Origin of the sequence: Microcoleus sp. Pol7_B2 (genome assembly GCF_036701035.1) — a bacterium.
In the GTDB taxonomy this organism is placed as follows: Bacteria; Cyanobacteriota; Cyanobacteriia; order Cyanobacteriales; family Microcoleaceae; genus Microcoleus.
Genome location: NZ_JAUBQB010000093.1, coordinates 1 through 24,168, shown reverse-complemented (window position 1 = coordinate 24,168; position 24,168 = coordinate 1). Strand labels below are relative to the sequence as shown.

Sequence of the window (24,168 nt, the reverse complement as noted above, 5' to 3'; positions counted from 1 at the left end):
GCGGAATTGCAGCAGTTCGCTGAAGCTGGGATAGTCTCGATTTAATAGTTTAATGACAACCGGAATCTGGTCTGTTTCTCGAATAGCTCGATAAACTAGGGTTTTGGAACCACAGTATAATTGCTCAACCAGATGGTATCCTGAAACTCGCTTCGTCAAATCCACTGCTGCACTCATCTGGATTACCCCATCTCAGACATTGACTATTGTAACTAATTATACACTTTTATTGGTTGAGTCTGAGGAAAATAGAGCTGCGAAATCCCCAGGCGACAGACTCTACCGCTTTTATTTATTTTCACTTTTGAAGAGAAAGATGGCGAGCTATCAAGATAGTCTTATCCTTTCATCGGCAATAAAATTGTAAACTCCGTCCCTTCTCCCAATAGAGAATTTACCTCGATCGCCCCTCCATGTTTCTCAACCACAATTTGACGAGCGATCGCCAATCCCAAGCCCGTCCCTTTCCCTACTTCCTTGGTAGTAAATAACTCATCAAAAATCTTCTCTTGCACTGCTTCACTCATGCCCACACCGTTATCTTTAATGCAAATAATCGCTTGTTTTTTGTCCAGAGAAAGGTCGGTTTTAATGGTAATCTCATTGACAATTTCTGCATAATGCCTTCCTTGATTTGATTCATCCAAAGCATCGATCGCATTAGCTAACAAATTCATAAATACTTGATTCAACTGTCCGGCATAACACTCCACTTGTGGCAAATTCCCATATTCCCTAGTCACTTTGATTTCTGGACGAGTATCGTTAGCCTTGAGCCGATGTTTCAGGATCATAATGGTGCTATCGATGCCATCGTGGATATTGCCAGCTACGGGATAGTTAGTATCAGCACGGGAGAAGGTTCGTAGACTGGTACTAATATCCCGAATCCGCTTCACGCCTTCCCGCATCGAACCTACTAATTTCGGTAAATCTTCCCGGATGTATTCCAGATCGATCTTCTCGATTTCTTCTTGAATCTCTGGGTCGAGTTGCGAATATTTTTGTTCATACAAATCGAGCAAGCCAAACAAATCTTTTATATGATCTAACGCGGGTTGAATATTACCAACCAGAAAACCAACTGGATTATTAATTTCGTGAGCAACCCCAGCCACTAAGTTTCCCAATGCGGACATCTTTTCGCTTTGAACTATTTTTATTTGTGCCTGTTTAAGATCGGTAAATGCTTGTTGAGATTCTTGATACAAACGGGCATTTTCTAAGGAAATAGCAGCTTGCGAAGCCAGCAAATTTAGCACTTCAATGCGATCGCTCGTAAATGCCCCAACCGTCAGGTTATTTTCCAGGTAGAAAACTCCTATCAACTGCCCTTGATTAAGAATTGGAATACACAGAACACTTATCGGCTGGTGCTTTTCAATATAGCGATCGCCCGCAACCTGGGAACTTACCCTAGCATCGACTATTACCAAAGGTTTCAAACTACGCTTGACAGTGTTAACCAAACTAATCGCTACATCCTGACTAGATTCTAGAGGTATTGATGGTAATAGCTGAGGTTCCTGTCCCTCTGCTACAAGAGCCGCTACCTGTAAATACTGTTTTTGTTTGAGCAATAAGACACACTTAGTTGCCCCAGCATTCGCGATCGCTATTTTTAAAAGAGTAGTCAGGAGTTTATCTAGTTCAATTTCCCCAGAAATGGCTTGAGAGGCGTCGATCAGAGTAGGCAAATCTAGAAATTCAGAGTTGCTGCTAGAAGAGTGGGTATAAGTAATCGTTCCCCGGGCGATCGTTTCCTTAAAGGAACTAAAGGATTGAGCTTGCTGAAGGATAATACCGAGTAGGCGAGGATAACTTTTTTCCAAATCGTCTATTTTGGCTTTAGCTCCCCATCGGGCATAACAATAATACGCTTCAATCATGTAGGCTTGAGCTACTTTTTCTTTGCCCCATTCCAAGTAGAATTTAGCTGCTAGTTCGTTGGCGAGGGCTTCTTCGTTGATGAATTGATTTTCTTGAGCTAGGTGGATGGCGCGATCGTACATTTCAAGTGCATCTGCTTTATTGCCCAAAACCCGCTGCCGTTCTGCTTCTACCAAATACCATTTATGCAGATGATTCATGGGAGCATTTTGCGCCCACTGGTGCAGAGTCGTTTGATGGGTTTCCACCTGAGCGAGAATTTCAGCTTGCTCGGTTTTGGGCTGTTTAGGAAACACTGCCAGATGCGTCAGGGCTGCATAGAAATGGAAAATGGGAACATGAACCAATCCCGATAATGCCATCACATACGGCTTGACTTGACCAATGTGGTTTAAGGCAGCCGGATAATTGCCCCATGCGTAGGCAAGCAGCAGCTTGTAAATGTAGACAAGGGCGATCGCACTGAATTCACGATCCTGATAGTGCTTAGGAATCATCACCGTTTCATCATAGGCTTCGCCGATTAAGCAATCCGGTTGATTCACTACTTCCCTCAAGTTCTGCAACATCTGCCGCTCCATATGCAAATAAGTCCGAGCCGAATATTGCTTCACCTGAGCCAACGTAGCACTGTAGACTGCAAGTTCCGGTTCCCAAGTATCCAGTTCTACCCCACCGTAAAAGTTGATGTAGCTGTAAGTAGCTATGTTGTAGCCAGCGTTAAGAAAATCGCCACTTTCCATGCCCGCCATAAAGCCGTCTTTCAGCGTTGGTAGCCCTGCCCTCATAGCATTTTGATGATGCTGAATAAATGCCCCAAACATATTATGAGTAATGCACTTAAATTCTCGTGCATTGACCCGATCGAGCAATGAGAGTGCCAATTTACCAAAGCTATAGCCCGTTTTTGCCTCTCCCAAAAAGGCACTTAATACAAGCCCGTGAATCGCATAGCCCACCGTCGATGCGGGTGCATTCCCAAATTCGAGTGATAAACTTACCATCGTGGAGCTCAGTAGGGGCACTAAGCCTGGAATTCCCTGGAGAATGGGTGCAAATAACATGGCCAATATTGGCATAGCTGCCTGAGTCTGAGGATCACTCATCACAGGCAGATCGATTAGTTCCTCAATTTTTCTGCCGCTTAGTTGCTCCGCAAGGCTCTGTAGCGCTTTACCAATCAAGGCTTCGTCAGGTGCACTGGGGAGTTCAACCCCCAATTGCCACAGTGCATCTCTGGCTACTGCAATCGCTTCTAACGTCTTGCTTTGTGCTGTCTGTGCGACGATTTGAATTTCGTAAATTTTGATTTTGTCTAAGATTGTCTGTGCATTCTGTAACACCTGTGCTGCCATCTCTTCCATGCCATCAAAGTCAGCATTCAAATAGGCGGCTTCAGCAGCAGCAACATAGAGGTCCAGGGTTAATTCATACTGGCTTTCCCAGCAGTTGGCCCTCAGTAGCTCAACCCCCAGTTGTAGATAAGCTCTGGCTGCGGTGTAGGCCGTAGAATTTCTGGCTTTACAACCGGCTGCCAAGTTTAGTTTAGCTAAGGCTTCTCGTTCGCTAGGTTGCGTGATTAGCTCAATTCCTCGATTCAAATGCCCGACAATATCAAACAGTTTTTCCTCTTGCTCTATCTCGGCGCAATTTTGCTGGAGTAACTGTCCAATTTTGAGATGAGTTGCTTTTTTCTGCGAATCAGGAATTAGCGAATATGCGGCTTGCTGGACGCGATCGTGTAAAAATCGATAAGTTGGATTAGCTGAAGCCTTGAAAACTTCCTCACTATCCGATTCCGTAAAGAACTTATAGATTTTGGTCGTGGGAATCACCAAACCTTCCTGTAATGCTTTCCATAAAGCCATAGCCGTCATTCCAGCAGATTTCTCACCGACAATTACTAACGTATTCAAATCAAACTGTGATCCTATACAAGCAGCTAAGGTGAGAAGATACTGAGTTCCTTTGGGCAGCTTCTGCAATTGCAACGCCATGAATTCAACGACATCATCAGTGATAGCTAAGGCTTTCACTTGGGCAATATCACACTGCCAATGCCGAATCTCCCAGTTAAAGCTAATTAGCTGCTCGTCATGTAATGTCTTGAGAAACTGAGTTGCAAAGAAAGGATTACCCTGAGTTTTGTGAGAGACTAATTTTGTCAAAGGTTGGGCAAGTGATGATTCGCAATTCAGCGTATCCGCCACCAACAAATTCATATCTAGTTCGCTTAACGGTTCCAAAGTAATTGTATTCACTGTTGCCCCCGTTTTAACTATCTCATTCACTCTTAATATAAATGGATGCACGGGCCAAACTTCATTATCTCGATAGGCCCCCAATACTAATAAATATCCTGTATCGATCATCAATAATTGTAGCAAATTCAGGGATGCTGAATCCGCCCATTGCAAGTCATCCAAAAACATCACTAAAGGATGTTCTTTGCTGGTGAAAACTTGCACAAATTTCTGCATCAGCAGATTAAAGCGATTTTGGGCGGCACTTCCTGACAATTCTGTTGCAGGAGGTTGAGCGCCAATTATGCCTTCTAACTCAGGAATCACATCAATCAAGACTTGTCCGTTGTCTCCCACGGCTGCTAAAATCTGGGTTTTCCATGTTTGCAGTTGGGTATCCGATTCAGATAGCAATTGACCCATTAAGTCGCGGAAGGCCTGCACAAAGGCACTGAAGGGACTGTTGCGTTGAAACTGATCGTATTTGCCTTTGATAAAATAACCGCGCTGACGGACAATGGGTTTATGAACTTCATTGACAACGGCGGTTTTCCCAATTCCCGAAAAACCTGCTACTAGCATCATTTCTGTTGTTCCCAGGCTGACTCGCTCAAAGGCAGCTAATAGTTTAGCGACTTCTTTTTCTCTACCGTAGAGCTTTTCGGGGATAGTAAAGCGATCGCTAATATCTCGCTTTCCGAGTTCAAAAGATTTTATCTGGGCGGTTTTTTGTAATTGAACTAAACAAATCTCTAAATCGTGCTTGAGTCCTAATGCACTCTGATAGCGATTTTCGGCATTTTTCGCCATCAGTTTACTGACAATTTTCGATAAGATCGGGGGGATTTCAGGATTAATGTGATGGCTAGGTTTCGACTGTTTGGCGAGATGAAAATGCACCACTTTCATCGGGTCATCCGAAATAAATGGCAACTTTCCTGTCAACAATTCATAAAAAGTCACACCCAGGGAGTAAAAGTCACTACGATAGTCAATGCCTCGATTCATCCGTCCTGTTTGTTCGGGGGAGAGATAGGCTAATGTTCCTTCTAAAATATTTGGATTCTGGATTTCTTGGGTTTCTCGTGGTAAGAGGGATGCAATACTAAAGTCAATTAGTTGAATTTGTTGGGTGTCGGGATTAATGAGAATATTAGCGGGTTTAATATCTTTATGAATGACGCGGTTTTGGTAAAGGTAGTGAATAATATCGGTTAGTTGTATGGCGACTTGGAGAAATTCTGCTAAAGGTAAAACTAGAAATGATTGGGTTTGATTTGTTGCTGTTTTGAGATAAGTAGGTAGGGAGACTCCGCCAAAGTCCTCCATTACTAGGGCATAGCTATTGTGATATACTTCTAGCGTCAGCGGTTTGACGATGTGAGGGAAGTCTAGATTTTTGGCAATGGTATATTGGTTGCGAAACTGGACGAGCTCGTTGAAGGAGGGGTATTCGTTTCGCAGCAGTTTGATGACGACTGGGTATTGGTCACTGGTACGGATGCCTCGATAGACTAGGGTACGTGTACCTACATAAAGTTGCTCTGTAATCTCATAACCTGAGAAATTTGCGATCGCATCCATAACTCGTTTATACAACAGTTAAATTAAAACCTTCTATTCCATTGTATTTTATTATGTGACAAAGATAGCGATCGCAAATTCTGCACCCTCGGTAGGGAAAGAATTAACTGTAATTTTTTCCCCATGTTTATCAATTATTATTTGACCTAAATCAACTTGGTCACAAGCCACCGGATTTATCTGTGTACCTTTGAAAAAAGCTCCGCATCCCGATCGCAAGTCCCGGACTCATCCGTGCGAGCAATATCAAATCTCAAATTTCAAATCGCATGACGTGCGATCGCTAATCCTAAATTAGTTCCTTTGCCTACTCCGCACTATTTGCGCTATGGTATTTATAGTATGGTTGCGTAAGTTGTGATGGTATCAGAAAACAATAATTTGTAATTTTTAACCGCAAATATACGCAGATAAACCCGTATATAAACTTGATACTATCTGCGTATATTTGCCTGCATCTGCGGTTGTATTATGCTTTATTCCCCGTAGTGGCCACCGACAACCTTACCCCGAAACACAACATAATTGTAGATGTTGTAAAAAATCATAATCGGGAGCAGAATGCCCATAAACACAATCATAAATACCAGGGCGCTGGGCGAAGCTGCGGCTTGGTAAATCGTGATTTGCGAGGGAATAATGTAGGGAAAAACAATCAATCCCAAGCCGATGAAAGTAAGCAAAAAAATCAGAATCGTCCAGACAAACGGCGTTCGTTCTTCTTTGCTTGCGAGACTTTTCAGCAGCAGTCCTACCAACAGCACCCCCAGAAAAGGAATCGCGGCAAAGACATAAACTAGCGGTTTCTCGAACAACCTGGCTCTAGCGCTTTCGTAAAAAATCGGAGTGGCGATCGTAATTAAAATCGCTCCGATTAAAGTTGTCACCGCCGCAATTTTAGCCGTGCGATAGTGATTTGTTTGCAGTTCGCCCTCCGTTTTCATAATTAGATAGGTTGAACCGATCAAAACATAGCCTTGAATCAGCGTCAAAGCAACCAAGAGCGATCGCCAATCCAGCCAATCCCAAGTAGAACCTACAAAGTGACCGGCTTCATCAACCGCAATGCCTTCGAGTACGGCACCCAAGGCAAATCCTTGAGCTAAAGCTGCTAAAAAACTGCCAGCACCAAAGGCATAATTCCAGAGTAATTTGCGATTAGAATGCTCGCGAAATTCAAAGGCTACAGCCCGAAATATCAAACCAAAAAGCATCATGCAAATCGGTATGTACAGCGCTGTCAAAATCGTGCCGTAAGCGAGGGGAAATGCCCCAAATAAAGCGCCTCCCATTAAAACCAGCCACGTTTCGTTAGCATCCCAAACGTTGCCCAAACTCGTCATTAAAATGCCCCTGCGTTCCTCGTCATCAGCAGTCAGAGACAGGATTCCTACTCCTAAGTCAAAACCGTCTAGCATGACGTAGAGCAATAGAAATAAAGCCAAAATTACAAACCAAACTTGCGGGAGAAAATGCTCCAAAGCTTGCATACAATCTCCTATTGTTGTGCTTCTACGGGACGTTGATCGGGAATGTGTTCTCCGGGTTCACTTTCTATTGCAGGTTCATTGTCTAAACCTGGCACAGGCAGACTTAAATTAGGGCCTTTGCGAATAATTCTGCTGCCAAAAAACAAGGCACAAACAAACAAAAAGCTGTAAATAACTGCAAAGAAACTGAGAGAAGTTAAAACATTGCTGGCGGGGATGTTTGACACCGCATCAGCAGTGCGAATTTGCCCGTATAAAGCCCACGGTTGTCTGCCGACACAGCGGACAATCCAACCGGATTCTACAGCAATATACCCCAGAGGAGCAGCTAATACCCAAGCGCGCATCAGCCAAGCTTGACTGCTAATATTTTCAGCAGAAAGTTTGCCTCGCAGCCACTGAATTATACTGAACAGCATCAGTCCTAAAAAGAAGAATCCAATCCCGGACATGATGCGGAAACAATAGTAGATTAAACCCACCATCCGGGGTCTATCTTCTGGCTTCCATTCCTTCAATCCGAGTACGGGTTCGGAGAGTTTTTGTTTGAATTCTAGAATGTATCCTAAGCCATTAGGTACGCTAATTTCCCAGTCATTTTTTTGGGCTTTTTCATTAGGCAAAGCTAGCAAAGTCCAATCTGCAGACTCTCCCGCTGGTGAAGTTTCCCACTTAGCTTCGATTGCTGCTAATTTAGTCGGTTGATAGTGATAAACTTGTTCAGCGCTCAAATGTCCGATGTATATCTGCAAAGGTGCAACGGCGATTGCTGTCGCTATGGCAATTTTTAAAGACTTGGAAAAAAACGCTTGGTTGCGCTTATTGAGAATGTACCAAGCGCTAATTCCGCCAATGACAAACAGCGAAGTTTCTAACGTCGCAAAAAACATATGAAGAATGCTGTTTAATGCGAACGGGTTCATAATTGCTTGAAAATAATCGCTGACAATAAACTTGTCATTGACCATTTCTCCGCCCGCAGGAGTTTGCAGCCAAGAGTTAGCAACTAAAATCCAAACTGTGGATAGGTTAGCGCCGAAGGCTACCATGATTGTAGCGAAATAATGGACGATCGGGTGAACGCGCTCCCAACCAAACAGCATAATTCCTAAAAAGCCGGCTTCTAGCATAAATGCCATTGAAGCTTCAAAGCCCAAAATGCTGCCAAAAAAGTCACCAACCGCTTCAGAAAATGGTGCCCAGTTTGTGCCAAACTGAAATTCCATGGGAATTCCTGAAGCTACTCCAATACCGAAGTTAAGGACGTAGAGTTTAGACCAAAAACGAGCGTGATGGTAGTAGTCGGGATTGCGAGTTTTCAGCCACATTCCTTCAACAATTACCAGATAAATCCCCATTCCAGTTGTCAGAACTGGCCACAGCATATGGAATATGGCGGTTAGCGCAAATTGCATCCGCGATAGCGCCACGGTGTTAGATAAGATATCCATCGTTATATCCTTTGGTCAGTTCAAAAGACGTTAGCTTGCACAAATTTCATAATGGACACTGACAAGGTAACGCAGAAATTTACTTAATGCAGAATGCACCGACTTATCTTTATTAAAAATTAAGATTTGCTGTTTGAAGGAAGGATGAAGAAGCAAAGCGCAATAATATCAATGGTTTCAGCAATTAAGCACGTCTTAAGCCTCTTGGTACTTGCTATAATAGTAATTTAACTAAATTATAGTTCGCGTGTCCCCCTTAACTTCAAATAGAAAACTTGGTCTCAATCTTCCTCTTCTTTTCTCCCCTCTGCGCTCTCGGCGCTCTCTGCGGTTAATTTACATAAAATCTCTACCGAATTAGTCTTTAAAATCTCAAATGGTATTACCTAACAGTGACAGTGTAACTCAGTTTAAACGGTTTAAAATTAGCTGGGTTTTTGGCTGTTCCGCTCAAGTTAAGCTGGTAAATGCCAGCCTTGGGAAATACGATATCAGCCCCGGGAATCCCTTGATATTTCTCGGCTGATATGGCTTTTAAAGGCGGCTGCATCAGTGGCTTATCGCCTTCTGGGCGCTCTTTTGGATAAACCGCTAATTTGCAATTGCACTGCTCTAAGGGGATAATTTTGCCGCCCCTGCGAGTCAGCGCAAACCACACTCTCGCAGACTGTCCGGCGCGGGGGTTGTGGTTTGGTTCTAGGTGAAAGGTAGCTGCTACATCTCCGGATACTTCGACTTCGTGGGCTAAAACTGAAAGAGAGTTTAACTGAGGCGCACTGGGAATTGCTGCTTCAATTAGCAATCCCAAAAATACTAACAATCCTAAACTTTTACTTTTGTTTGACAGGCGAAACATAGAAATTTTCTAGTGATAAAACTGACCAAAACAAGCGCGATCGCACAAACATAACTAACACCACAACCACCGCTAACACCGCTGTCAGCAGTTGATTGTGCAACTTCCATTCAAAACCGCCGAGATAGTGGGAACCGATTAGTGCCGCGTGTACAGCGCACAGCAAGAAAGCTGGAACGCTTAACAGGTGAAGCATTCGCCACAGTTTGCCTAAATAAATTTGAATGCGATCGCAACTTGTAACCGCCGCCGGCAACATCAACAGCAGCGACAGCATCCCAGCCGCCATTCCCAACTGATGCTGCGGCAACATAAAAGATAGCGCGTCAAAATTCCATTTCAGCGTATGGTCCAGCATATGAAACGTGTGGGCGACTGCTAGGACAAACGCGCCCACACCCAAGACGCGGCGGTAACGCAACAGTTGCGGCAAAAACTTGCTAACCGGACGCGCCAACAGTGCTAGCATCAAGCACAGCAGCGCTGCGTGGCCGGTAAAATCGACCATTTCATCGGTTCGCAGCAAGGTAAGAATTCCGATCGCCACCGTCACCCAACCACCCGCACGAAACAGTTGACTGCGCTTGTCGGCGCTCAATCTGCCAGCAAAAAAACTCACTCCCAGCATCGTTGGCAGCGTGCCGAGTCCAAAAGCCAGCATCGTCGCCGCACCCAAAACCGGGTTTCCGGTTTCCGCCGCCTTAATCTGGGCTGCGTAGAGGAAGCCGCAGGGAATCAAACCCCAAAGCAAACCCAAAGCAACCGGCATCCACCAGTTTTTTTGTGCCGAAAGCTTGCTCATTGCTTGTCCGACTTGATCGTGTGACATGGGGTGCAGCAGGGGCAATCCCGGCAGCAAGTTCGGTTTAATTTGCACTACTCCGAACCAAATCAGCATCGTGCCCGTTAGAAGTGCGATCGCCCGCCGCAATTCGCTACCCGTACCTGCCAAAAGTCCGCCAGCAATTAACACCGAACCCAGTCCGCCAATTGCAGCACCAACCAAAGCGTAAGCAGTAATTCTCCCCAAATTTAGCAGCAAATGAAAGCGGAAAGCAGCTAATTTATCGTTGCGGGAATTAGAAAGAGAAAACGCCATTGTCAGCGGGCCGCACATCCCAGCGCAGTGACCGAAACTGCCGAGAAATCCCAAAATTGCAATTAGCAGCAGGTCTAGCATTTTGCTGTTTTTTTCCCAAACAACGCCATCAAGGTATTGACAATATTTTCTTTGGCTCTTGGACGCTTTTTTCTTTACTTTTTGCAAAAACTTATCTCAGCAGAGCGCTTTTGTCAAAATACAAGTTGTCCAACTTCTCTCTCATCTCACCCATATTTAAAATGACTAATGACTGATAACTATGATAACTAATAACTACTTTTGTTCTGGATGCGCCGCCGCCGGCGAAGCTGCACCCATTTGATTAATAGCAGCAATTAGCTGGTAAAGTCTCCCTAAATCCCGCTGGTTAAAATGCAAAACTAGGCGCGGCATATCGAAAGTTGCATCTCCTATTTCCGGTTCCAAAGCTTGACTTTTTTCAATTTTTCCGGTGACAACAATATCGCTAAAATCAGTATTTAGCCGATCGACATTCTCCTCAGAAAGCTCTGTTTTTAAGCGAATTACCAATTTTTCGCGCACGTAGCGGCAGGAATGATAAACCAGATAAAAACTACCGATCGCCTCGCAAGCGACATTTACATCGTCAGTAATCGTATACAGGCTGCGATCGTCGGCTGAAATCAAACCCCGGCCCCGCAATTGTTTTTGCACAAAATAATTCCAATCGTGCCAATAATCTCCTCCCGGTCGATCGATCAATACCACAGGAGCCGGCCCGAACTTGCCAGTTTGAATCAAAGTCAGACACTCAAAAGCCTCGTCCAGAGTGCCAAAACCGCCCGGAAACAGAGCTAAAGCATCGCTCTCCCGGAGAAAAAATAACTTACGAGTGAAAAAATATTTAAAATTGAGCAGTTTGGGATCGCCGGCAATGAAAGGATTAGAACTCTGCTCGAAAGGTAACTGAATGTTCAGCCCAAAAGAACGTTCAGCAGTCGCCCCCTCGTTCCCCGCCTGCATAATTCCCCCGCCGCCACCAGTAATCACCATAAACCCCTGCTGGGCGATCGCGCGTGCAAAGTCTCTGGCCAGCAAATATTCCACAGATTGCGGTGACACCCTCGCCGAACCAAAAATCACAATTTTGCGAACGTGGCGGTAAGGATAAAACATCTCAAAAGCGCTCTCCATATCTCGAAGCGACGCCGCAATAATCTTCAAGTCTAGGCGATCGAGATCCTCTCTGGCCATTTGCACTATAGTAGAGAGCGATCGTTCGATCCACTCAGAGTGCTTCAACATTGGCAAGCGATCGAGCAAATCCATCACTTCAGCTTGGAGGGACTCAAAACCTTGACCAGACCCAGAACGAATCATGAATTTTTCCGAAACGGTAACAATTTGTGGCTAATAAAAATTAAGGGGCAAGCCAAAGTTATAAGCTAATAGCCACCAGCAAATTGCCATGCTGGCGACTAATAACTTTTCCCGTAGCTTTGCCCCGGTTCTGAAGCGAGTTAGCTTTCGCGGCCCACAAAGAACAGCGCGAAACTGCTCGCAGTTGGGTTAAATGTACTTTTCCAGAGTGTTGGCCAGAGTAGTTTTCGGAACTGCCCCAACCACCATATCCACACGTTGACCGCCCTTAAATATCATCAGCGTCGGAATGCTGCGGATACCGTATTGGCTGGCCACGTTAGGATTCTCGTCGGTATTAACTTTTACTACCTTGACCTGCCCTTCATATTGCTGGGCAATTTCGTCTACGACGGGCGCCACCATCCGACAGGGCCCGCACCAGGGAGCCCAAAAATCCACTAGAACTGGAACTTCGCTATCGAGCACTTCCTGCTTAAAGGTAGAGTCGGTTACTTGCGCGGCTGCTGACATCCCTAGCCATCCTTGTAAATACTATTTCTCGGATAACAAGTCTAGCAAAAAATGTAACCACTTGCGTCAACCATTTTAAGAGAAGGCTTCTGAAGGAGACCGTAGAAGGAAGAGGGAAGAGGGAAGACGGTAGAAGGAAGAAGGCACAAGGTTTCTGAAGGAACAAGGCACTGATGTTTCCGAAGGCACTTATGTTTCCGAAGGCAGAATGCACTTATATAGAAGAAAAAGTCTCCCACTCCCAGACTCTCCCCCTCTCCCACTCTCCCCCTCTCCGGAGCTACAAGCCTCAGTTCTGTATCTAGTAAGCAAGAGCCAAGATGTCCGACAAAAAAGGAACCGCCCGAACAGTAGTCCGGGCGGAGTGTGGTGTGAGGAGTGAACGGAAACATGCGTCTCCGCTTCTTCTATTGTGACATCTCCTTCTCGATAATTCCACAATATTCTGTAAATTTCGAGACTCTTGAACAAATTTTGTCAAGGTATGCTGGTATTTGATCGGTAAATCTACTTACCCATGCCCAACTGTTGAGCTTTTTGATAGACTTTACCCTCCGTCAGCAGAGAAGGAGCAATTACCACTTCCACTTGCTGCATCTCCTTAATGTCCTTAGCGCCCAAGGTACCCATGCTAGTTTTCAGAGCTCCGAGCAAGTTGTGCGTACCGTCATCGAGCACCGCAGGCCCCCGCAAAATTTGCTCCACAGTACCCGTAGTCCCCACGCGAATGCGAGTGCCGCGAGGCAAAACCGGGCTGGGAGTCGCCATCCCCCAGTGAAAGCCGCGGCCAGGAGCTTCGGCGGCCCTGGCAAAGGGCGAACCAATCATCACTGCATCGGCACCACAGGCAATGCACTTGCAGATATCGCCGCCAGTAATTAAACCGCCGTCAGCAATCACCGACACGTATTTGCCAGTTTCGCGATAGTAGTCGTCCCGCGCAGCGGCGCAGTCTGCTACCGCTGTGGCTTGAGGAACGCCGACACCCAATACGCCTCTAGACGTGCAAGCAGCCCCCGGCCCAATGCCCACGAGAATGCCCGCAGCGCCAGTTTTCATTAAATTCAGAGCGACTTCGTAGGTGACGCAGTTACCCAAAATTACTGGTATCGGCATCTCTTGACAGAATTGTGTCAAATCTAAAGATGAGATTGATTCAGGGGAAAGGAAAGCAGTCGAGACTACTGTTGCTTGCACAAAAAATATATCGGCTCCCGATTCAGCAACCGCCCGGCCGTATTTGCTCGCGCCGGCCGGTGTACCGCTGACGGCGGCAATCCCTCCTCCTGCTTTAATTTCTTTAATTCTCAGGTCGATTAATTCTGGCTTGATGGGTTCGGCATAGAGTTGCTGCATCAGGGAAACAAATTCGTGGTTCCCGACACTGGCGATGCGCTCTAATATTGGCTGGGGGTCGGCATAGCGGGTTTGAATTCCTTCTAGGTTGAGCACGCCCATTGCTCCCAATTCCGACAGCAAAATGGCCATGCGGACATCGACTACTCCATCCATGGCGCTGGCGATGATCGGGATTTCTCGATCGATCCCGCCAATCTGCCACTTGGTATCTGCCAAACTCGGATCGAGGGTGCGCTGTCCGGGTACGAGCGCAATTTCATCTATGCCGTAAGCTCTGCGAGCGCTTTTGCCCCGCCCAATTTCAATATTCACGCTGTTTCACTTCCACAATGTATTTAAATTAGACTAACAAAAAGTTAGCCCGCCCGAGTTTAGCTATCGCACCGCTGTCTTTAAAAAAAGCTCGGCACTGATTCTGATTGTATTCCGATTATATGAAATCGAAGAGGATACTTTTCCTCAGCAACAGTCACGGGGAAGACTCGATTAACTGTCAAATTCTCAAAGCTTTAAGAGTATCTGGCGCGGATGTTGATGTTTCGGCAATCCCGATTGTAGGTGACGGGGCTGCTTACCGCCGATCGACCGTGCCAATTATTGGGCCCACCAGTCAAATGCCGTCTGGGGGAGTTTTTTACAGGAATCCCCTGTTTTTCCTCAAAGATGTTGGGGCGCGCCTAATTGCTTTGACTTGGCAGCAATTGCAGGCTGTTTGGACGCATTCGCGCCACTGCGATTTGGTGGTGGCAACTGGGGATATTGTCGCTGTGGCGATCGCCCATGCCAGCAACCGCCCCTATATAATTTTTCTATCGGCTCATTCTAGTTATTACGAGGGGCGAGTCGATTTGGGTTTAATCTTGTGGCAGTTGCTTTGCTCAGACAAATGTCTGGCGGTTTTTACTAGAGATGCTTTGGCTGCTACTGACTTAAACCGACAGGGTTTAAAGAAAGCTCAGTTTGTCGGCAATCCTGTCATGGACAACCTCAATTCTACGGGCAAAGATTAGGAATTAATATCCGGAGTTCGGACGATCGCCCTTCTCCCCGGTTCTCGCCTCCCGGAAACCACCTAGAACCTCGTTTTGCTCCTGGAACTGGTTAAAAAAATTGCTACTAACTCTGCTTTACAGGTGCAGTTTTGGGCAGCTTTAGTTCCGACTTTGATGCCTGAATTAGATTTTCTTGCAGCCAGAGCAGCATGGCAAATGCGATTTGTGAGATTAGGAATGGTTTGCCAACTCCTCTCCCCTCGCGACAATCATTTTCACGATGTCTGGATGTTTCTCAATATTGCGACCGATTTCAAAAAGAGTTGCTTTAACTTGATAGCGGTCTAAGATATCTAAAAGCTGATTTGTATAGGGAGGATAGGGCCCGTGGTCGTAGGTGAGGGCAACAACTTTCACTTCAGTATCGGCGCGGTTGATGCCGAAATTATTGTGGATTATAGTAACTTTAATCAACAGCGATACTGCGAAAAATAACGCTATTGTGAAAAGCCAAAACTTTGGTAAATTTTTACCGAGTCGCATAGCTGCACGCACTCGTGCGAGAATGAAAGTGGAGTGTTTCCAGATTACCACAATTGGGGAGCTGAATCCTTAAGCTATTTTATCATTAATTATTGTCCGTTCCGAAATTTTTCAGTTTTGGCGATCGCACAGTAGCTAGACGCTTCAAGTGCCTGTACACTTGTACGCTACATATAGCGTAAGTAAGGCCAGAGCAAAAAAGCAATAATAAAACATCGGGACTTCTAGGGGGGGTAAGGCAAGGATTTATATTCGGAGCGAGTTTACTGCTGCTCTCACCCGCTCCTGCCCATGTTATATTTATTTATATACTTAAGTTTTTTAGGCAGCAATAATTCCCCACATGATTTCACTGCCAGATATCACAATAGTCAACCCAATCTACGAAAGTGCGAATTCCCCCGTATACCGAGGCATCCTCAAATCAAATCAGCAACCTTTGATTTTGAAACTCCTCAAAGAGGATTACCTAAACCAGCCGAACTATACCGCTATCAGCAGGAATACGAAATCACTCGCCGTCTCAACCTAGAGGAAACGATTAAAGCCTACGAACTGCGAAAATACGAGAACACACAAGTCATGTTGTTGGAGGATTTTGGAGGAGAGTCCTTAAAAATCCTGCTGGATAGCCGTCCCTTTGCTTTACCAGAGTTTCTCCGTCTAGCCATCCAAATCACAGATGCGTTAGGCAAAGTTCATCAAAAAAAGGTCATTCACAAAGATATCAATCCATCTAAAATTGTCTTGAATCCTCAAACCGGACAATTAAAAATTATTGACTTTGGCTTATCTACCATCCTATCCCAAGAGAATCCCAGCCTCAAAAGTCCTAATATTCTAGAAGGGACATTGGCTTATATGTCTCCAGAACAAACAGGCAGGATGAATCGCTCACTAGACTTTTGTGCAAAAACCGTTCCACACAGAAGCCATCTTTGACATCATGGCTAAACATTGGGGAATCCTTTATATTTATCAGGATCAAGAGCTACCCTCTCCCCCTTCTAATGTGACTGGAGAACTGTTAAATTTCACTCGTTTATTAGCAGCGATGTCAAAAAAATGGATAGTAAAATTATATGAAGCAGCTATTGACGCTGATTGGGAATTAGTTTTGCAACTCCTAGAGGAGATTCCTGAATCTCACGCTTTCGAGCTTCAAACTCTCAGAAATTGGGTGATGAAGTTTCAGTTTGAGAAGATTCTCGATTTAACTGAACCCTTGGTTGGTGAATATTGATATTTTTAGGAATTACACAGCGGTAGTCAGAAACCGGCTTTTTTTAGGATAATACTTGGTTACAGCCCGTAGATTCGCTAAAAAACCCGGTTTCTGGGTCAGATTGCGTAAGCGCCGTTTATCCTATTTGATAACACGCCGTTTGTTCTGTTCGATCATTGACTTTAATGCCGACTGTTTTAAGTCCGTAAGATCACGGATGGTAATTGAGCAACCGTCTCCCAATCTCACAGCAGTGAAATAATAGCATTTGCCGTAATTAGTTTCTAGATGAACCTCTCCTTCAAGCGATTCTCCAGTCTCAACAACTTCTACTAACAAATCAAACAATCCTGGACTCAATTGATTAAGCAGTTTTTTCAGAACGGGTTCGCCCGCGAGTTCGGTTCGTTTTTTTCCTAAGAGTCTGGCAAAGACAGGGTTAACTATCAAGCAGCGAAAATCTTCAATTTCTCCAGCGATATCCCCCCTCATCGCCTCCACTGCAGCTATTCCATCCAGAGATGAGTTTAGCAAGTTTGCCAACAGGGTGCGAGATTGGTAGGCAATTTCTGCGGTTTGCTGGTGTCGCTCGATTGCTTCTTTAAGCTGGCGTTTTTGGTGCTGGATAGTGACCTGAGTTTCGAGGCGAACTAGCACTTCTTCCAACTGAAAAGGTTTAGAGATGTAGTCAGCTCCCCCTACCTTAAAAGCTTTGACTTTATCCAGAATTTGATCGAGCGCGCTTAAGAAAATAATCGGAATTTCTGAGGTGTTTTCATCCGATTTTAGGGCTTCGCAGACTTGATAGCCGTCCATGTCTGGCATTTTAATATCCAGCAATATAGCATCGGGGGGATAATGACGAACCGTCCTCAAGGCCATCGCACCCTTGGTGACGCCGCGAACTTTGTACCCCTCGTTAGTGAGAATTCTTGTTAGAAAATGCAGATTCTCTTGGATGTCATCAACAATTAAAATCTTGCCTTTGTAGGTTTCTAATTCATTGATGTCACTTTCTCCTACCGAAGCCATCGTCATAGGTTCGCCTTGGACTTTGGCATCGACGATCGCACTTGTGGTGTTTTGCTTCTCTAGCAGAGAGCGGAAGTTATTTTTAGTAACTTTTTCTCCCATTACGTCTGAAAGCCGCTGCCACAGGATGGCAGCTAAATCTTTGATATGTCCTATGCTCAGGTACAAGCTGTCAGCAAGTACACTATAAGTTGCGTTTTCCCAAGCAGCTTTTAAGATTTCTTTTTCAAGCAAACTTAACGTTTTACTGGTCTTGGACTCTAAGGCTGATTCGATAAATTCTAGGGCTTCTTGAAAAGTCATGTACAAATCCATCTCATCGGGTAAGGTTTTTCCAGTTTTACACCCTAATTTTGAGTTATGCACCGTACTAACTCGGTGGAGAAATTTCTAATAGCTATTATGACAGACTTATTGACAATTACGCTCCGGGGCGATCGCCCCCGCTCCAGATTCCACCTTGTCGAGATATGCAAAAGAAGCTCGCGGCAGCCTAATTCTTTTTGAGGGCGATCGCCTTAAACCCTTTTCAGCACAAGGCTTTTAAGTTGCGTGTCACCCCCTGAACGCCTACAAAAAAACCGCCGACAAAACTGTCAGCGGTAAGTTGTGGTTGAGGTCAAACTCTAGAATCTGGAAATTAACAGAGGCGAGAAGTACGATCGCGCGCTTGAAGAGAAATGTATCGAGATAGAAACGCGATCGCAAATTTATTTGTTCTACCCTCCGATAACTCCCCACCTCCAGATTGCTTTCCAACTACGCTTCAACTATCAGAGTAATGTTGTCAAGGCTCACGACGCGAACAACTTCACCGGGTTGCAAAGTTATTTCTCGAACGCACTTGGCAGGCCACCAACTGCTTTGAAATCGCACACTGCCGGACTGATTTGGTTTAATTTCTTCTTCAACGATCGCTCTTTCCAAATGGCTGACAGTCATGATTACTTTCTCCTGCTTCTAGGTTGGCCTGAACGTTGGGAGGCTATAAACCTATAGCTCGACTCCCTAAGCCATTGATTTATAACGACGCTTCAACTATCAAAGTAATATTGTCAATTCCGACTACGCGAACCACCTCACCAGGTTCAAAAGTCAGCTCTCGATCGCACTTCGCCGGCCACCAACTGTTTTGGAAACGAACGCGACCGGACTCATTAGGTCGAATTTCTTCATCCACGATCGCTTTTTCGGAATTGTCAAAATTCATGATTGCTTACTCCCGATTGTAGATTTGCCTTAACTTTCAGAATTGATCGCAAACGACGCTGCAACGATTAAAGTAATATTTTCAATTCCCACGACGCGAACCACCTCACCGGGTTCAAAAGTCATGTCTCGATCGCACTTCGCCGGCCACCAACTATTTTGGAAACGAACGCGGCCGCATTCTTGAGGGCGAATTTGTTCATCTACGATCGCTGTTTCAACATCGTTAATAGACATAGCTGCTTTCTCCTGAATATAAACTCGACTTGATCGGCGTGTAAGTTAGAAGCTTGTTTGTCAACTTCCCCTCGACACTCAACAGTATCCCCCACCAACCTCGGCCGTGTCAGTCGGGAAAAGTCTATACAAGTCCACTGTTTGAGCGTGTAAGCGAGTCGGAAAAAGTCTGTTAAAGTTGTGTCAGATAGGTAACGCTAAACCTGGTGACTAAATGGAAGCCGATCGTGCACTGGATTTTACCAACTCGTTACTTGTGGCTCGAAACCTGAAAACTCTCGACAACCTTGACAGCGCGATCTTTCGCGAAGCTTGGCAAGGCGTGCAAGGCAGGACGTACCAACAGGTTGCAGATAGTGAAGGGTATGGAGTAGGGACTGTTAAGGACGCTGCCTCTAATTTGTGGAAGCGACTTTCAGCGCTGTTTGGAGAAGGCGAAAAAGTTAAAAGAGACAACCTTCAAGCGGTTGTAGAGAGGTATTGGCGCAGCTACTCGAAACTAGAACCGCAGTCGGGACAAACTGTTCCGGCCCAAGTATCTCCTGGACTTGATGCGGATTTGGAAATCGAAAACCCGAATTTTTTGGGCAGAGTCGGGGCGATCGAAGATCTCAATACTCTTGTGGCCCAAGGTGCAAAAGTGATTGTCATCCAAAGTGCCGGCGGTATCGGCAAAACAACTTTGGCCAGACAGTATCTCAAATCTCAAGGGTTCGATCGGGTAATTGAACTGTTGATGGCAAAAGAGACAGAGAACATCACGGCCTTGGAAAGCGCGATCGAAGAATGGCTCAAGCAAGACTTTCAGGAAGAACCAGGGCCAGACTTTGGCGTCACCCTGGGGCGGCTGAAGCGGCAGCTTCAGACTCACAAAGTCGGCGTATTAATTGACAATTTGGAAGCCGCACTCGACGGACAAGGTAAGTTTATTGAACCGCACCGGCTTTACGTGGAACTGTTGCGAGTTTTGGCTGACGCAGCGGTGCAGTCGGTAACGCTGATTACCAGTCGCGATCGACTTTGCGATTCAGATGTCACCGTCGAACACTACTTGCTTCCGGGATTAGAGGTGGAAGTTTGGCGGCAGTTTTTTAGCTGCCGCAACATCAATATAGATGATGTCGCCCTCAAGGAAATGCACAAAGTTTACGGCGGCAATGCCAAAGCAATGGGCATTATTTGCGGCACGATCCGAGAAGATTTTGACGGAGATATGGCGGCTTACTGGCTGGAAAACAGCGACCATCCGCTCGTTGAAACAGACTTAAAAAATTTAGTTACCAGTCAATTCAACCGCCTCCTCGAACTCGATTCGGAAGCCTATCAACTCCTCTGTCGCTTGGGCTGTTACCGCTATCAAGACGTGCCGACAGTCCCTACTGACGGACTTTTGTGTTTGCTGTGGGACGTGCCGGAAGCCGGGCGCCGACAAATCATTAAATCGCTGTTGCACCGATCGCTAGTCGAGTCTCAGAAGGGCGAATACTGGCTGCATCCAGCAATTCGGGAAGAAGCGGTTGATCGGCTCTCGCCCGGAGACTGGGAAACTGCCAACCGCAAAGCCGCCGAGTTCTGGAGCGAGAGTGTTGAAAATATTGAGACTGTAGAAGATGCGCTGAAAGCTTTTGAAGCTTACTATCATTATGTGGCAATTAGCTGTTTCGAGCAGGCCGCGAGCGTTATCCTCAAAAAAATCAATATCCAGTTTGCCAAAGATTACAAGCTCGGTAGAGCGCTCTACAAATTAGGTTTCTTGCAGCCAATAATTTCAGCAACTACTCGCATCGTCAACAATGTGACTTCTGATTATTATTTGAGCGGGTTATACAGTATTTTAGGTATTTGTCACCGGATATTAGGTGAAATAAATGAAGCGATAGAATGCCATCAAATATCAGAAATAAAAGCCACTAAATCTTTGCAAATTCTAGCGAAAAGCGGCGAACCGGAAAACGGCAAACAAGCTAATCTGGAATTCTGGAAAGTTAACGCTGCAATTAATATAGGTTTTTGTCAAATAGAAATGGGCGAATTAGAATCAGCTAGGGAGATATTTGTCAAGCTGAAAAATTCGCGGGACGAAATCGGGATTAACAGCTATTCGATCGATGTCGGGTTAGCTTTCCTCAACTCCTGTGTCGGAGCAAAAAAAGAGGCGGAAGAGCTCGCCGAAAAACTTTATGCCGATCGGGAAAACAGTCAGTTGGTGGGTACGGGATACAAGTTAGTTTTTCTCGCCGCCACCTATCAAAACCTGGGAGAGACAGAGAAAGCTTTGAGTTTGTACCGCCAAGCGATCGCCCAAGCCGACCAAAACCAGTACAGCACCATCAAAGCCAAAGCTCTCAGCGCTATAGCAGCGCTGTACCGAGAAGGGGGAGAATTTGACCAAGCCCTGCAGCACCATGCAGAAGCAATAGAAATACTCGATCGAGCTAGCGCTAAATTAGACCGAGCCGAAGCTTGCTATCAACTAGCACTGACAGAACAAAAACTTGGTAACACCGAGAAAACCCAAGAAAATTTTGAGCGCGCCATTCAACTGTTCAGCGAAATGGACGCTAGCAAACAAGTAGAAAAAGTACAGTTAGCCGCAACAAAAAAAACAGAAAAAATACCTAATTAATCGAGCAAAAAATCCGAAAATAGATACAATAAATGAAAGAACAACCGTAAACTTTGTAGATATGAAACTAAAACGATTGGGACACGTAGCCGTCTGCGTGCAAGACATAGAGAAGTCTGCTGAATTCTACCGCAACTTGGGTATGGAGTTAGTCTGGAAAGATGCAGACTGGGCTTATTTGAAAGCAGGAGAGGACGGATTGGCGCTGTTGAGTCCGAGTTACGACCAAGCAGGGCCGCATTTTGGGTTTGTATTTGACGATCGTACCGAAATGGAATCCGCCTACCAACAACTCAAAGCCGATGGTGTTTCCGTCACCCACATTCACGAACACCGCGACGGTACAGCATCCTTCTACGGCAGAGATCCAGATGGGAACGGCTTCGAGTACCTTTACGAACCGGCCTGACTATTTTCGGACTTGCGGATCGCGACGATCAGGCTATGGTGCGATCGGGAACCGCCCCCTGTCACCTCAAACCTTGATTTGTCGTTCCACATCCTGGTAAGGTACCCATCGGCGCACCCTACATGGAGATTTTTGGGCACGGAACCCCTAGCCCGTTGCTGACGGCCCGGAACCTCGCTGCAACTCCCCGAATAATGTGAGGTACTCACACCGACGCTTCTACAGTAAGGTGCAGGCTGTGAATCCGAAATATATCCACAAGTTCCGAAAATCAGCTCGATAATCTAAAATCTAAAATCTAAAATCTAAAATCCTCATGTTGCAGAGAATACAAGTCAGAAACCGCTGGAAATTCATCTTCAAACCCTGGGAAGAAGCAGACCCTTGGCTGTTTGCCGCTTGCATCGGCCTCACCATCTTCGGGGGCATCATGATCCGCAGCGTCGAAATCAACCAGGGGCTGATCGACTGGTGGCGGCACTGGGTAACTGGGGCAGTCGGTTTGTTCCTCGCCATCATCATTTCCCGCTGCCGTTACCAAACACTGCTTGAGTGGAAATGGCCGATTTACATATTAATCAATTTGTCCCTGATCGCAGTGCGCTTTATCGGTACTACAGGGCTCGGTGCCCAGCGGTGGATCAACATCGGCGGCTTCTACCTGCAACCGTCAGAATTTGCCAAAGTAGGCATGATTGTCACTTTAGCAGCTCTCCTGCACGACAAGACTGTTCCCACGGTGGGTAATATGTTGAGGATGCTGGCGATTATGGCTGTACCCTGGGGATTGATCTTTGCCGAACCAAATTTAGGTACTTCCTTAGTCTTCGGCGCGATCACAATGGGGATGTTTTACTGGGGTAATGTCAATCCCGGCTGGCTAATATTGCTATTCTCTCCTCTAATCTCAGTTCTCTTCAATAACCTGTCTACACCGATTTGGATAGCCTGGGTAGTTGTTGCGGGTATTATCGCTTGGCGAACCCTGCCTTGGCCCTGGTTGGGGACTTTCGGTGCTGTGTTGGTGAACGTTGTTTCTGGACACCTGGGACATATTTTTTGGAATGTGCTCAAGGATTATCAAAAAATGCGTCTGACAGGGTTTTTAAACCCCGAGAAAGACCCTTTAGGTAGCGGATATCACTTGATTCAATCTCGGATTGCTATTGGCGCAGGGGAACTGAAGGGCCGGGGTTTGTTTCAGGGAACGCAAACTCAGCTTAACTTTATTCCCGAACAGCATACGGACTTTATCTTTTCAGCTATTGGCGAAGAATTGGGTTTTATTGGCTGTATTGGCGTGTTGTTGGTGTTCTGGATAATTTGTTTCCGGTTGGTGACGATCGCTCAAACTGCTAACGATAATTTTGGTTCTTTGCTGGCGATCGGCGTACTGTCAATGTTGATTTTTCAGGTGTTCGTAAATATTGGGATGAACATTGGCTTGGCTCCAGTTACGGGCATTCCTCTGCCTTTCCTAAGTTACGGGAATGCGTCGCTGCTGAGTAATTTTCTCGGCCTGGGACTGGTGGAGGCGGTGGCAAGCCAGCGACAGCGCAAGAAGCGTTGGAATTAGGTCATTGGTAATGAGTTTTGGGAATGCGATCGCGCTTTTGATTTCTTTCGAGAGATTCTGCGGGCGATCGCATTTTTTTTGCATCGGCTTAGGCGCATCTAAATTTTACGCTTCCTGACCCGAGCCTTGATGACTGTCAAGTTTGATAAAATTCTTGTGGGCTGCGCGCGAAAACCCGCCCAAAAATAAAATTTAGAGACCCAACAGCTTAAGTATATCAACTTAATTAAACCACTCTTGAGGCAAACAATAAATAACTTTATGCGCTATGGGTAAGCCACTCATTGTGCAGTTGACGCCCTACGAATGACGTTTTTAATGCCTGAAACCATTGCTATTATTACATCTTTTTTTCTTCTTCCTTCTTCCTTCCTCCTGCTTCCTTCTTCTTCCATCCGTTACATCCGTTACATCCGTTATAGTCATTTCAAATAAATGTGAGACAGAGGTAAGATCATGATAAAATCGATAAAAATAGTTAATTAGAAAA

20 protein-coding genes are annotated in these 24,168 nt (G+C 45.6%); 6 read left to right on the top strand and 14 right to left on the bottom strand.

Annotation, left to right across the window (positions count from 1 at the left end; translation table 11 throughout):
- Positions 1–338: 338 nt before the first annotated feature.
- From QUA57_RS24985 to QUA57_RS24950, 8 genes are all read right to left on the bottom strand, one after another.
- Positions 339–5,717 carry an AAA family ATPase gene (locus QUA57_RS24985; protein WP_333064306.1) on the bottom strand — a complete coding sequence of 1,793 codons (5,379 nt, stop codon included), beginning with the start codon at positions 5,715–5,717 and terminating at the stop codon, positions 339–341.
- A 476-nt stretch (positions 5,718–6,193) separates the two neighbouring features.
- The gene (cydB, locus tag QUA57_RS24980; RefSeq protein WP_333064282.1) at positions 6,194–7,207 is read right to left on the bottom strand and encodes a cytochrome d ubiquinol oxidase subunit II; all 1,014 of its coding nucleotides are present in this window, start codon (positions 7,205–7,207) and stop codon (positions 6,194–6,196) included.
- Positions 7,208–7,215: 8 nt separating this feature from the next.
- Complete coding sequence (locus QUA57_RS24975; RefSeq protein WP_333064284.1) at positions 7,216–8,658, bottom strand: cytochrome ubiquinol oxidase subunit I; 1,443 nt, start codon at positions 8,656–8,658, stop codon at positions 7,216–7,218.
- A gap of 382 nt (positions 8,659–9,040) precedes the next feature.
- Entirely contained in the window at positions 9,041–9,514 is a 474-nt protein-coding gene (locus tag QUA57_RS24970; RefSeq protein WP_333064286.1) for a hypothetical protein, read from the bottom strand.
- The gene (locus tag QUA57_RS24965) at positions 9,489–10,694 is read right to left on the bottom strand and encodes an urease accessory protein UreH domain-containing protein (RefSeq protein WP_333064287.1); all 1,206 of its coding nucleotides are present in this window, start codon (positions 10,692–10,694) and stop codon (positions 9,489–9,491) included. The genes QUA57_RS24970 and QUA57_RS24965 overlap by 26 nt, the downstream gene beginning before the upstream one ends.
- Before the next feature lie 195 nt (positions 10,695–10,889).
- Entirely contained in the window at positions 10,890–11,957 is a 1,068-nt protein-coding gene (locus QUA57_RS24960) for an LOG family protein (protein ID WP_333064289.1), read from the bottom strand.
- Positions 11,958–12,146: 189 nt separating this feature from the next.
- On the bottom strand, positions 12,147–12,470 hold the full coding sequence (trxA, locus tag QUA57_RS24955) for a thioredoxin (RefSeq protein WP_006631199.1): 324 nt from the start codon (positions 12,468–12,470) through the stop codon (positions 12,147–12,149).
- Between the two features lie 507 nt (positions 12,471–12,977).
- Complete coding sequence (locus QUA57_RS24950) at positions 12,978–14,141, bottom strand: GuaB3 family IMP dehydrogenase-related protein (protein ID WP_333036959.1); 1,164 nt, start codon at positions 14,139–14,141, stop codon at positions 12,978–12,980.
- A gap of 122 nt (positions 14,142–14,263) precedes the next feature.
- Here QUA57_RS24950 and QUA57_RS24945 point away from each other — a divergent pair, with 122 nt between their 5' ends.
- Positions 14,264–14,839, top strand: a complete 576-nt coding sequence (locus QUA57_RS24945) for a hypothetical protein (protein WP_333064290.1) — start codon at positions 14,264–14,266, stop codon at positions 14,837–14,839.
- 213 nt (positions 14,840–15,052) lie between these two features.
- On the opposite strand, the gene QUA57_RS24940 is transcribed toward QUA57_RS24945, so the two are convergent.
- Positions 15,053–15,295 (bottom strand): polysaccharide deacetylase family protein, encoded by a 243-nt coding sequence (locus QUA57_RS24940; protein WP_333064292.1) that lies wholly within the window; start codon positions 15,293–15,295, stop codon positions 15,053–15,055.
- A 360-nt stretch (positions 15,296–15,655) separates the two neighbouring features.
- Here QUA57_RS24940 and QUA57_RS24935 point away from each other — a divergent pair, with 360 nt between their 5' ends.
- Together QUA57_RS24935 and QUA57_RS24930 are read left to right on the top strand one after the other, a co-directional pair.
- Complete coding sequence (locus QUA57_RS24935) at positions 15,656–16,306, top strand: protein kinase domain-containing protein (RefSeq protein WP_333064294.1); 651 nt, start codon at positions 15,656–15,658, stop codon at positions 16,304–16,306.
- The gene (locus QUA57_RS24930) at positions 16,272–16,607 is read left to right on the top strand and encodes a hypothetical protein (protein WP_333064295.1); all 336 of its coding nucleotides are present in this window, start codon (positions 16,272–16,274) and stop codon (positions 16,605–16,607) included. Before QUA57_RS24935 ends, QUA57_RS24930 begins: the two co-directional genes overlap by 35 nt.
- Positions 16,608–16,730: 123 nt before the next feature.
- Here the strand turns inward: QUA57_RS24930 and QUA57_RS24925 are convergent, their stop codons facing one another.
- From QUA57_RS24925 to QUA57_RS24905, 5 genes are all read right to left on the bottom strand, one after another.
- The gene (locus tag QUA57_RS24925; protein WP_333064297.1) at positions 16,731–17,987 is read right to left on the bottom strand and encodes a response regulator; all 1,257 of its coding nucleotides are present in this window, start codon (positions 17,985–17,987) and stop codon (positions 16,731–16,733) included.
- Positions 17,988–18,191: 204 nt separating this feature from the next.
- Positions 18,192–18,380: a hypothetical protein gene (locus QUA57_RS24920; RefSeq protein WP_333064299.1), complete on the bottom strand. Its 189-nt coding sequence runs from the start codon at positions 18,378–18,380 to the stop codon at positions 18,192–18,194.
- Positions 18,381–18,563, bottom strand: a complete 183-nt coding sequence (locus QUA57_RS24915; RefSeq protein WP_333036965.1) for an NfeD family protein — start codon at positions 18,561–18,563, stop codon at positions 18,381–18,383.
- Between the two features lie 79 nt (positions 18,564–18,642).
- Positions 18,643–18,831, bottom strand: a complete 189-nt coding sequence (locus tag QUA57_RS24910) for an NfeD family protein (RefSeq protein WP_333064300.1) — start codon at positions 18,829–18,831, stop codon at positions 18,643–18,645.
- Positions 18,832–18,860: 29 nt separating this feature from the next.
- Positions 18,861–19,067: an NfeD family protein gene (locus tag QUA57_RS24905; protein WP_333036967.1), complete on the bottom strand. Its 207-nt coding sequence runs from the start codon at positions 19,065–19,067 to the stop codon at positions 18,861–18,863.
- A gap of 214 nt (positions 19,068–19,281) precedes the next feature.
- On the opposite strand from QUA57_RS24905, the gene QUA57_RS24900 reads away from it, so the two are divergent.
- The 3 genes from QUA57_RS24900 (at position 19,282) to rodA (ending at position 23,678) form a co-directional block, all read left to right on the top strand.
- The gene (locus QUA57_RS24900; RefSeq protein WP_333064301.1) at positions 19,282–21,693 is read left to right on the top strand and encodes a tetratricopeptide repeat protein; all 2,412 of its coding nucleotides are present in this window, start codon (positions 19,282–19,284) and stop codon (positions 21,691–21,693) included.
- A gap of 61 nt (positions 21,694–21,754) precedes the next feature.
- Positions 21,755–22,102: a VOC family protein gene (locus tag QUA57_RS24895; protein WP_333064302.1), complete on the top strand. Its 348-nt coding sequence runs from the start codon at positions 21,755–21,757 to the stop codon at positions 22,100–22,102.
- A 316-nt stretch (positions 22,103–22,418) separates the two neighbouring features.
- On the top strand, positions 22,419–23,678 hold the full coding sequence (rodA, locus tag QUA57_RS24890; RefSeq protein ID WP_333064304.1) for a rod shape-determining protein RodA: 1,260 nt from the start codon (positions 22,419–22,421) through the stop codon (positions 23,676–23,678).
- Positions 23,679–24,168: the final 490 nt, after the last annotated feature.

Excerpts from the sequence above, each read along its gene's own strand:
- QUA57_RS24985 (WP_333064306.1), bottom strand. The coding sequence starts at position 5,717 with ATGGATGCGATCGCAAATTTCTCAGGTTATGAGATTACAGAGCAACTT.
- cydB (WP_333064282.1), bottom strand. The coding sequence starts at position 7,207 with ATGCAAGCTTTGGAGCATTTTCTCCCGCAAGTTTGGTTTGTAATTTTG.
- QUA57_RS24975 (WP_333064284.1), bottom strand. The coding sequence starts at position 8,658 with ATGGATATCTTATCTAACACCGTGGCGCTATCGCGGATGCAATTTGCG.
- QUA57_RS24970 (WP_333064286.1), bottom strand. The coding sequence starts at position 9,514 with ATGTTTCGCCTGTCAAACAAAAGTAAAAGTTTAGGATTGTTAGTATTT.
- QUA57_RS24965 (WP_333064287.1), bottom strand. The coding sequence starts at position 10,694 with ATGCTAGACCTGCTGCTAATTGCAATTTTGGGATTTCTCGGCAGTTTC.
- QUA57_RS24960 (WP_333064289.1), bottom strand. The coding sequence starts at position 11,957 with ATGATTCGTTCTGGGTCTGGTCAAGGTTTTGAGTCCCTCCAAGCTGAA.
- trxA (WP_006631199.1), bottom strand. The coding sequence starts at position 12,470 with ATGTCAGCAGCCGCGCAAGTAACCGACTCTACCTTTAAGCAGGAAGTG.
- QUA57_RS24945 (WP_333064290.1), top strand. The coding sequence starts at position 14,264 with ATGAAATCGAAGAGGATACTTTTCCTCAGCAACAGTCACGGGGAAGAC.
- QUA57_RS24935 (WP_333064294.1), top strand. The coding sequence starts at position 15,656 with ATGTTATATTTATTTATATACTTAAGTTTTTTAGGCAGCAATAATTCC.
- QUA57_RS24915 (WP_333036965.1), bottom strand. The coding sequence starts at position 18,563 with ATGACTGTCAGCCATTTGGAAAGAGCGATCGTTGAAGAAGAAATTAAA.
- QUA57_RS24910 (WP_333064300.1), bottom strand. The coding sequence starts at position 18,831 with ATGAATTTTGACAATTCCGAAAAAGCGATCGTGGATGAAGAAATTCGA.
- QUA57_RS24905 (WP_333036967.1), bottom strand. The coding sequence starts at position 19,067 with ATGTCTATTAACGATGTTGAAACAGCGATCGTAGATGAACAAATTCGC.
- QUA57_RS24900 (WP_333064301.1), top strand. The coding sequence starts at position 19,282 with ATGGAAGCCGATCGTGCACTGGATTTTACCAACTCGTTACTTGTGGCT.
- QUA57_RS24895 (WP_333064302.1), top strand. The coding sequence starts at position 21,755 with ATGAAACTAAAACGATTGGGACACGTAGCCGTCTGCGTGCAAGACATA.
- rodA (WP_333064304.1), top strand. The coding sequence starts at position 22,419 with ATGTTGCAGAGAATACAAGTCAGAAACCGCTGGAAATTCATCTTCAAA.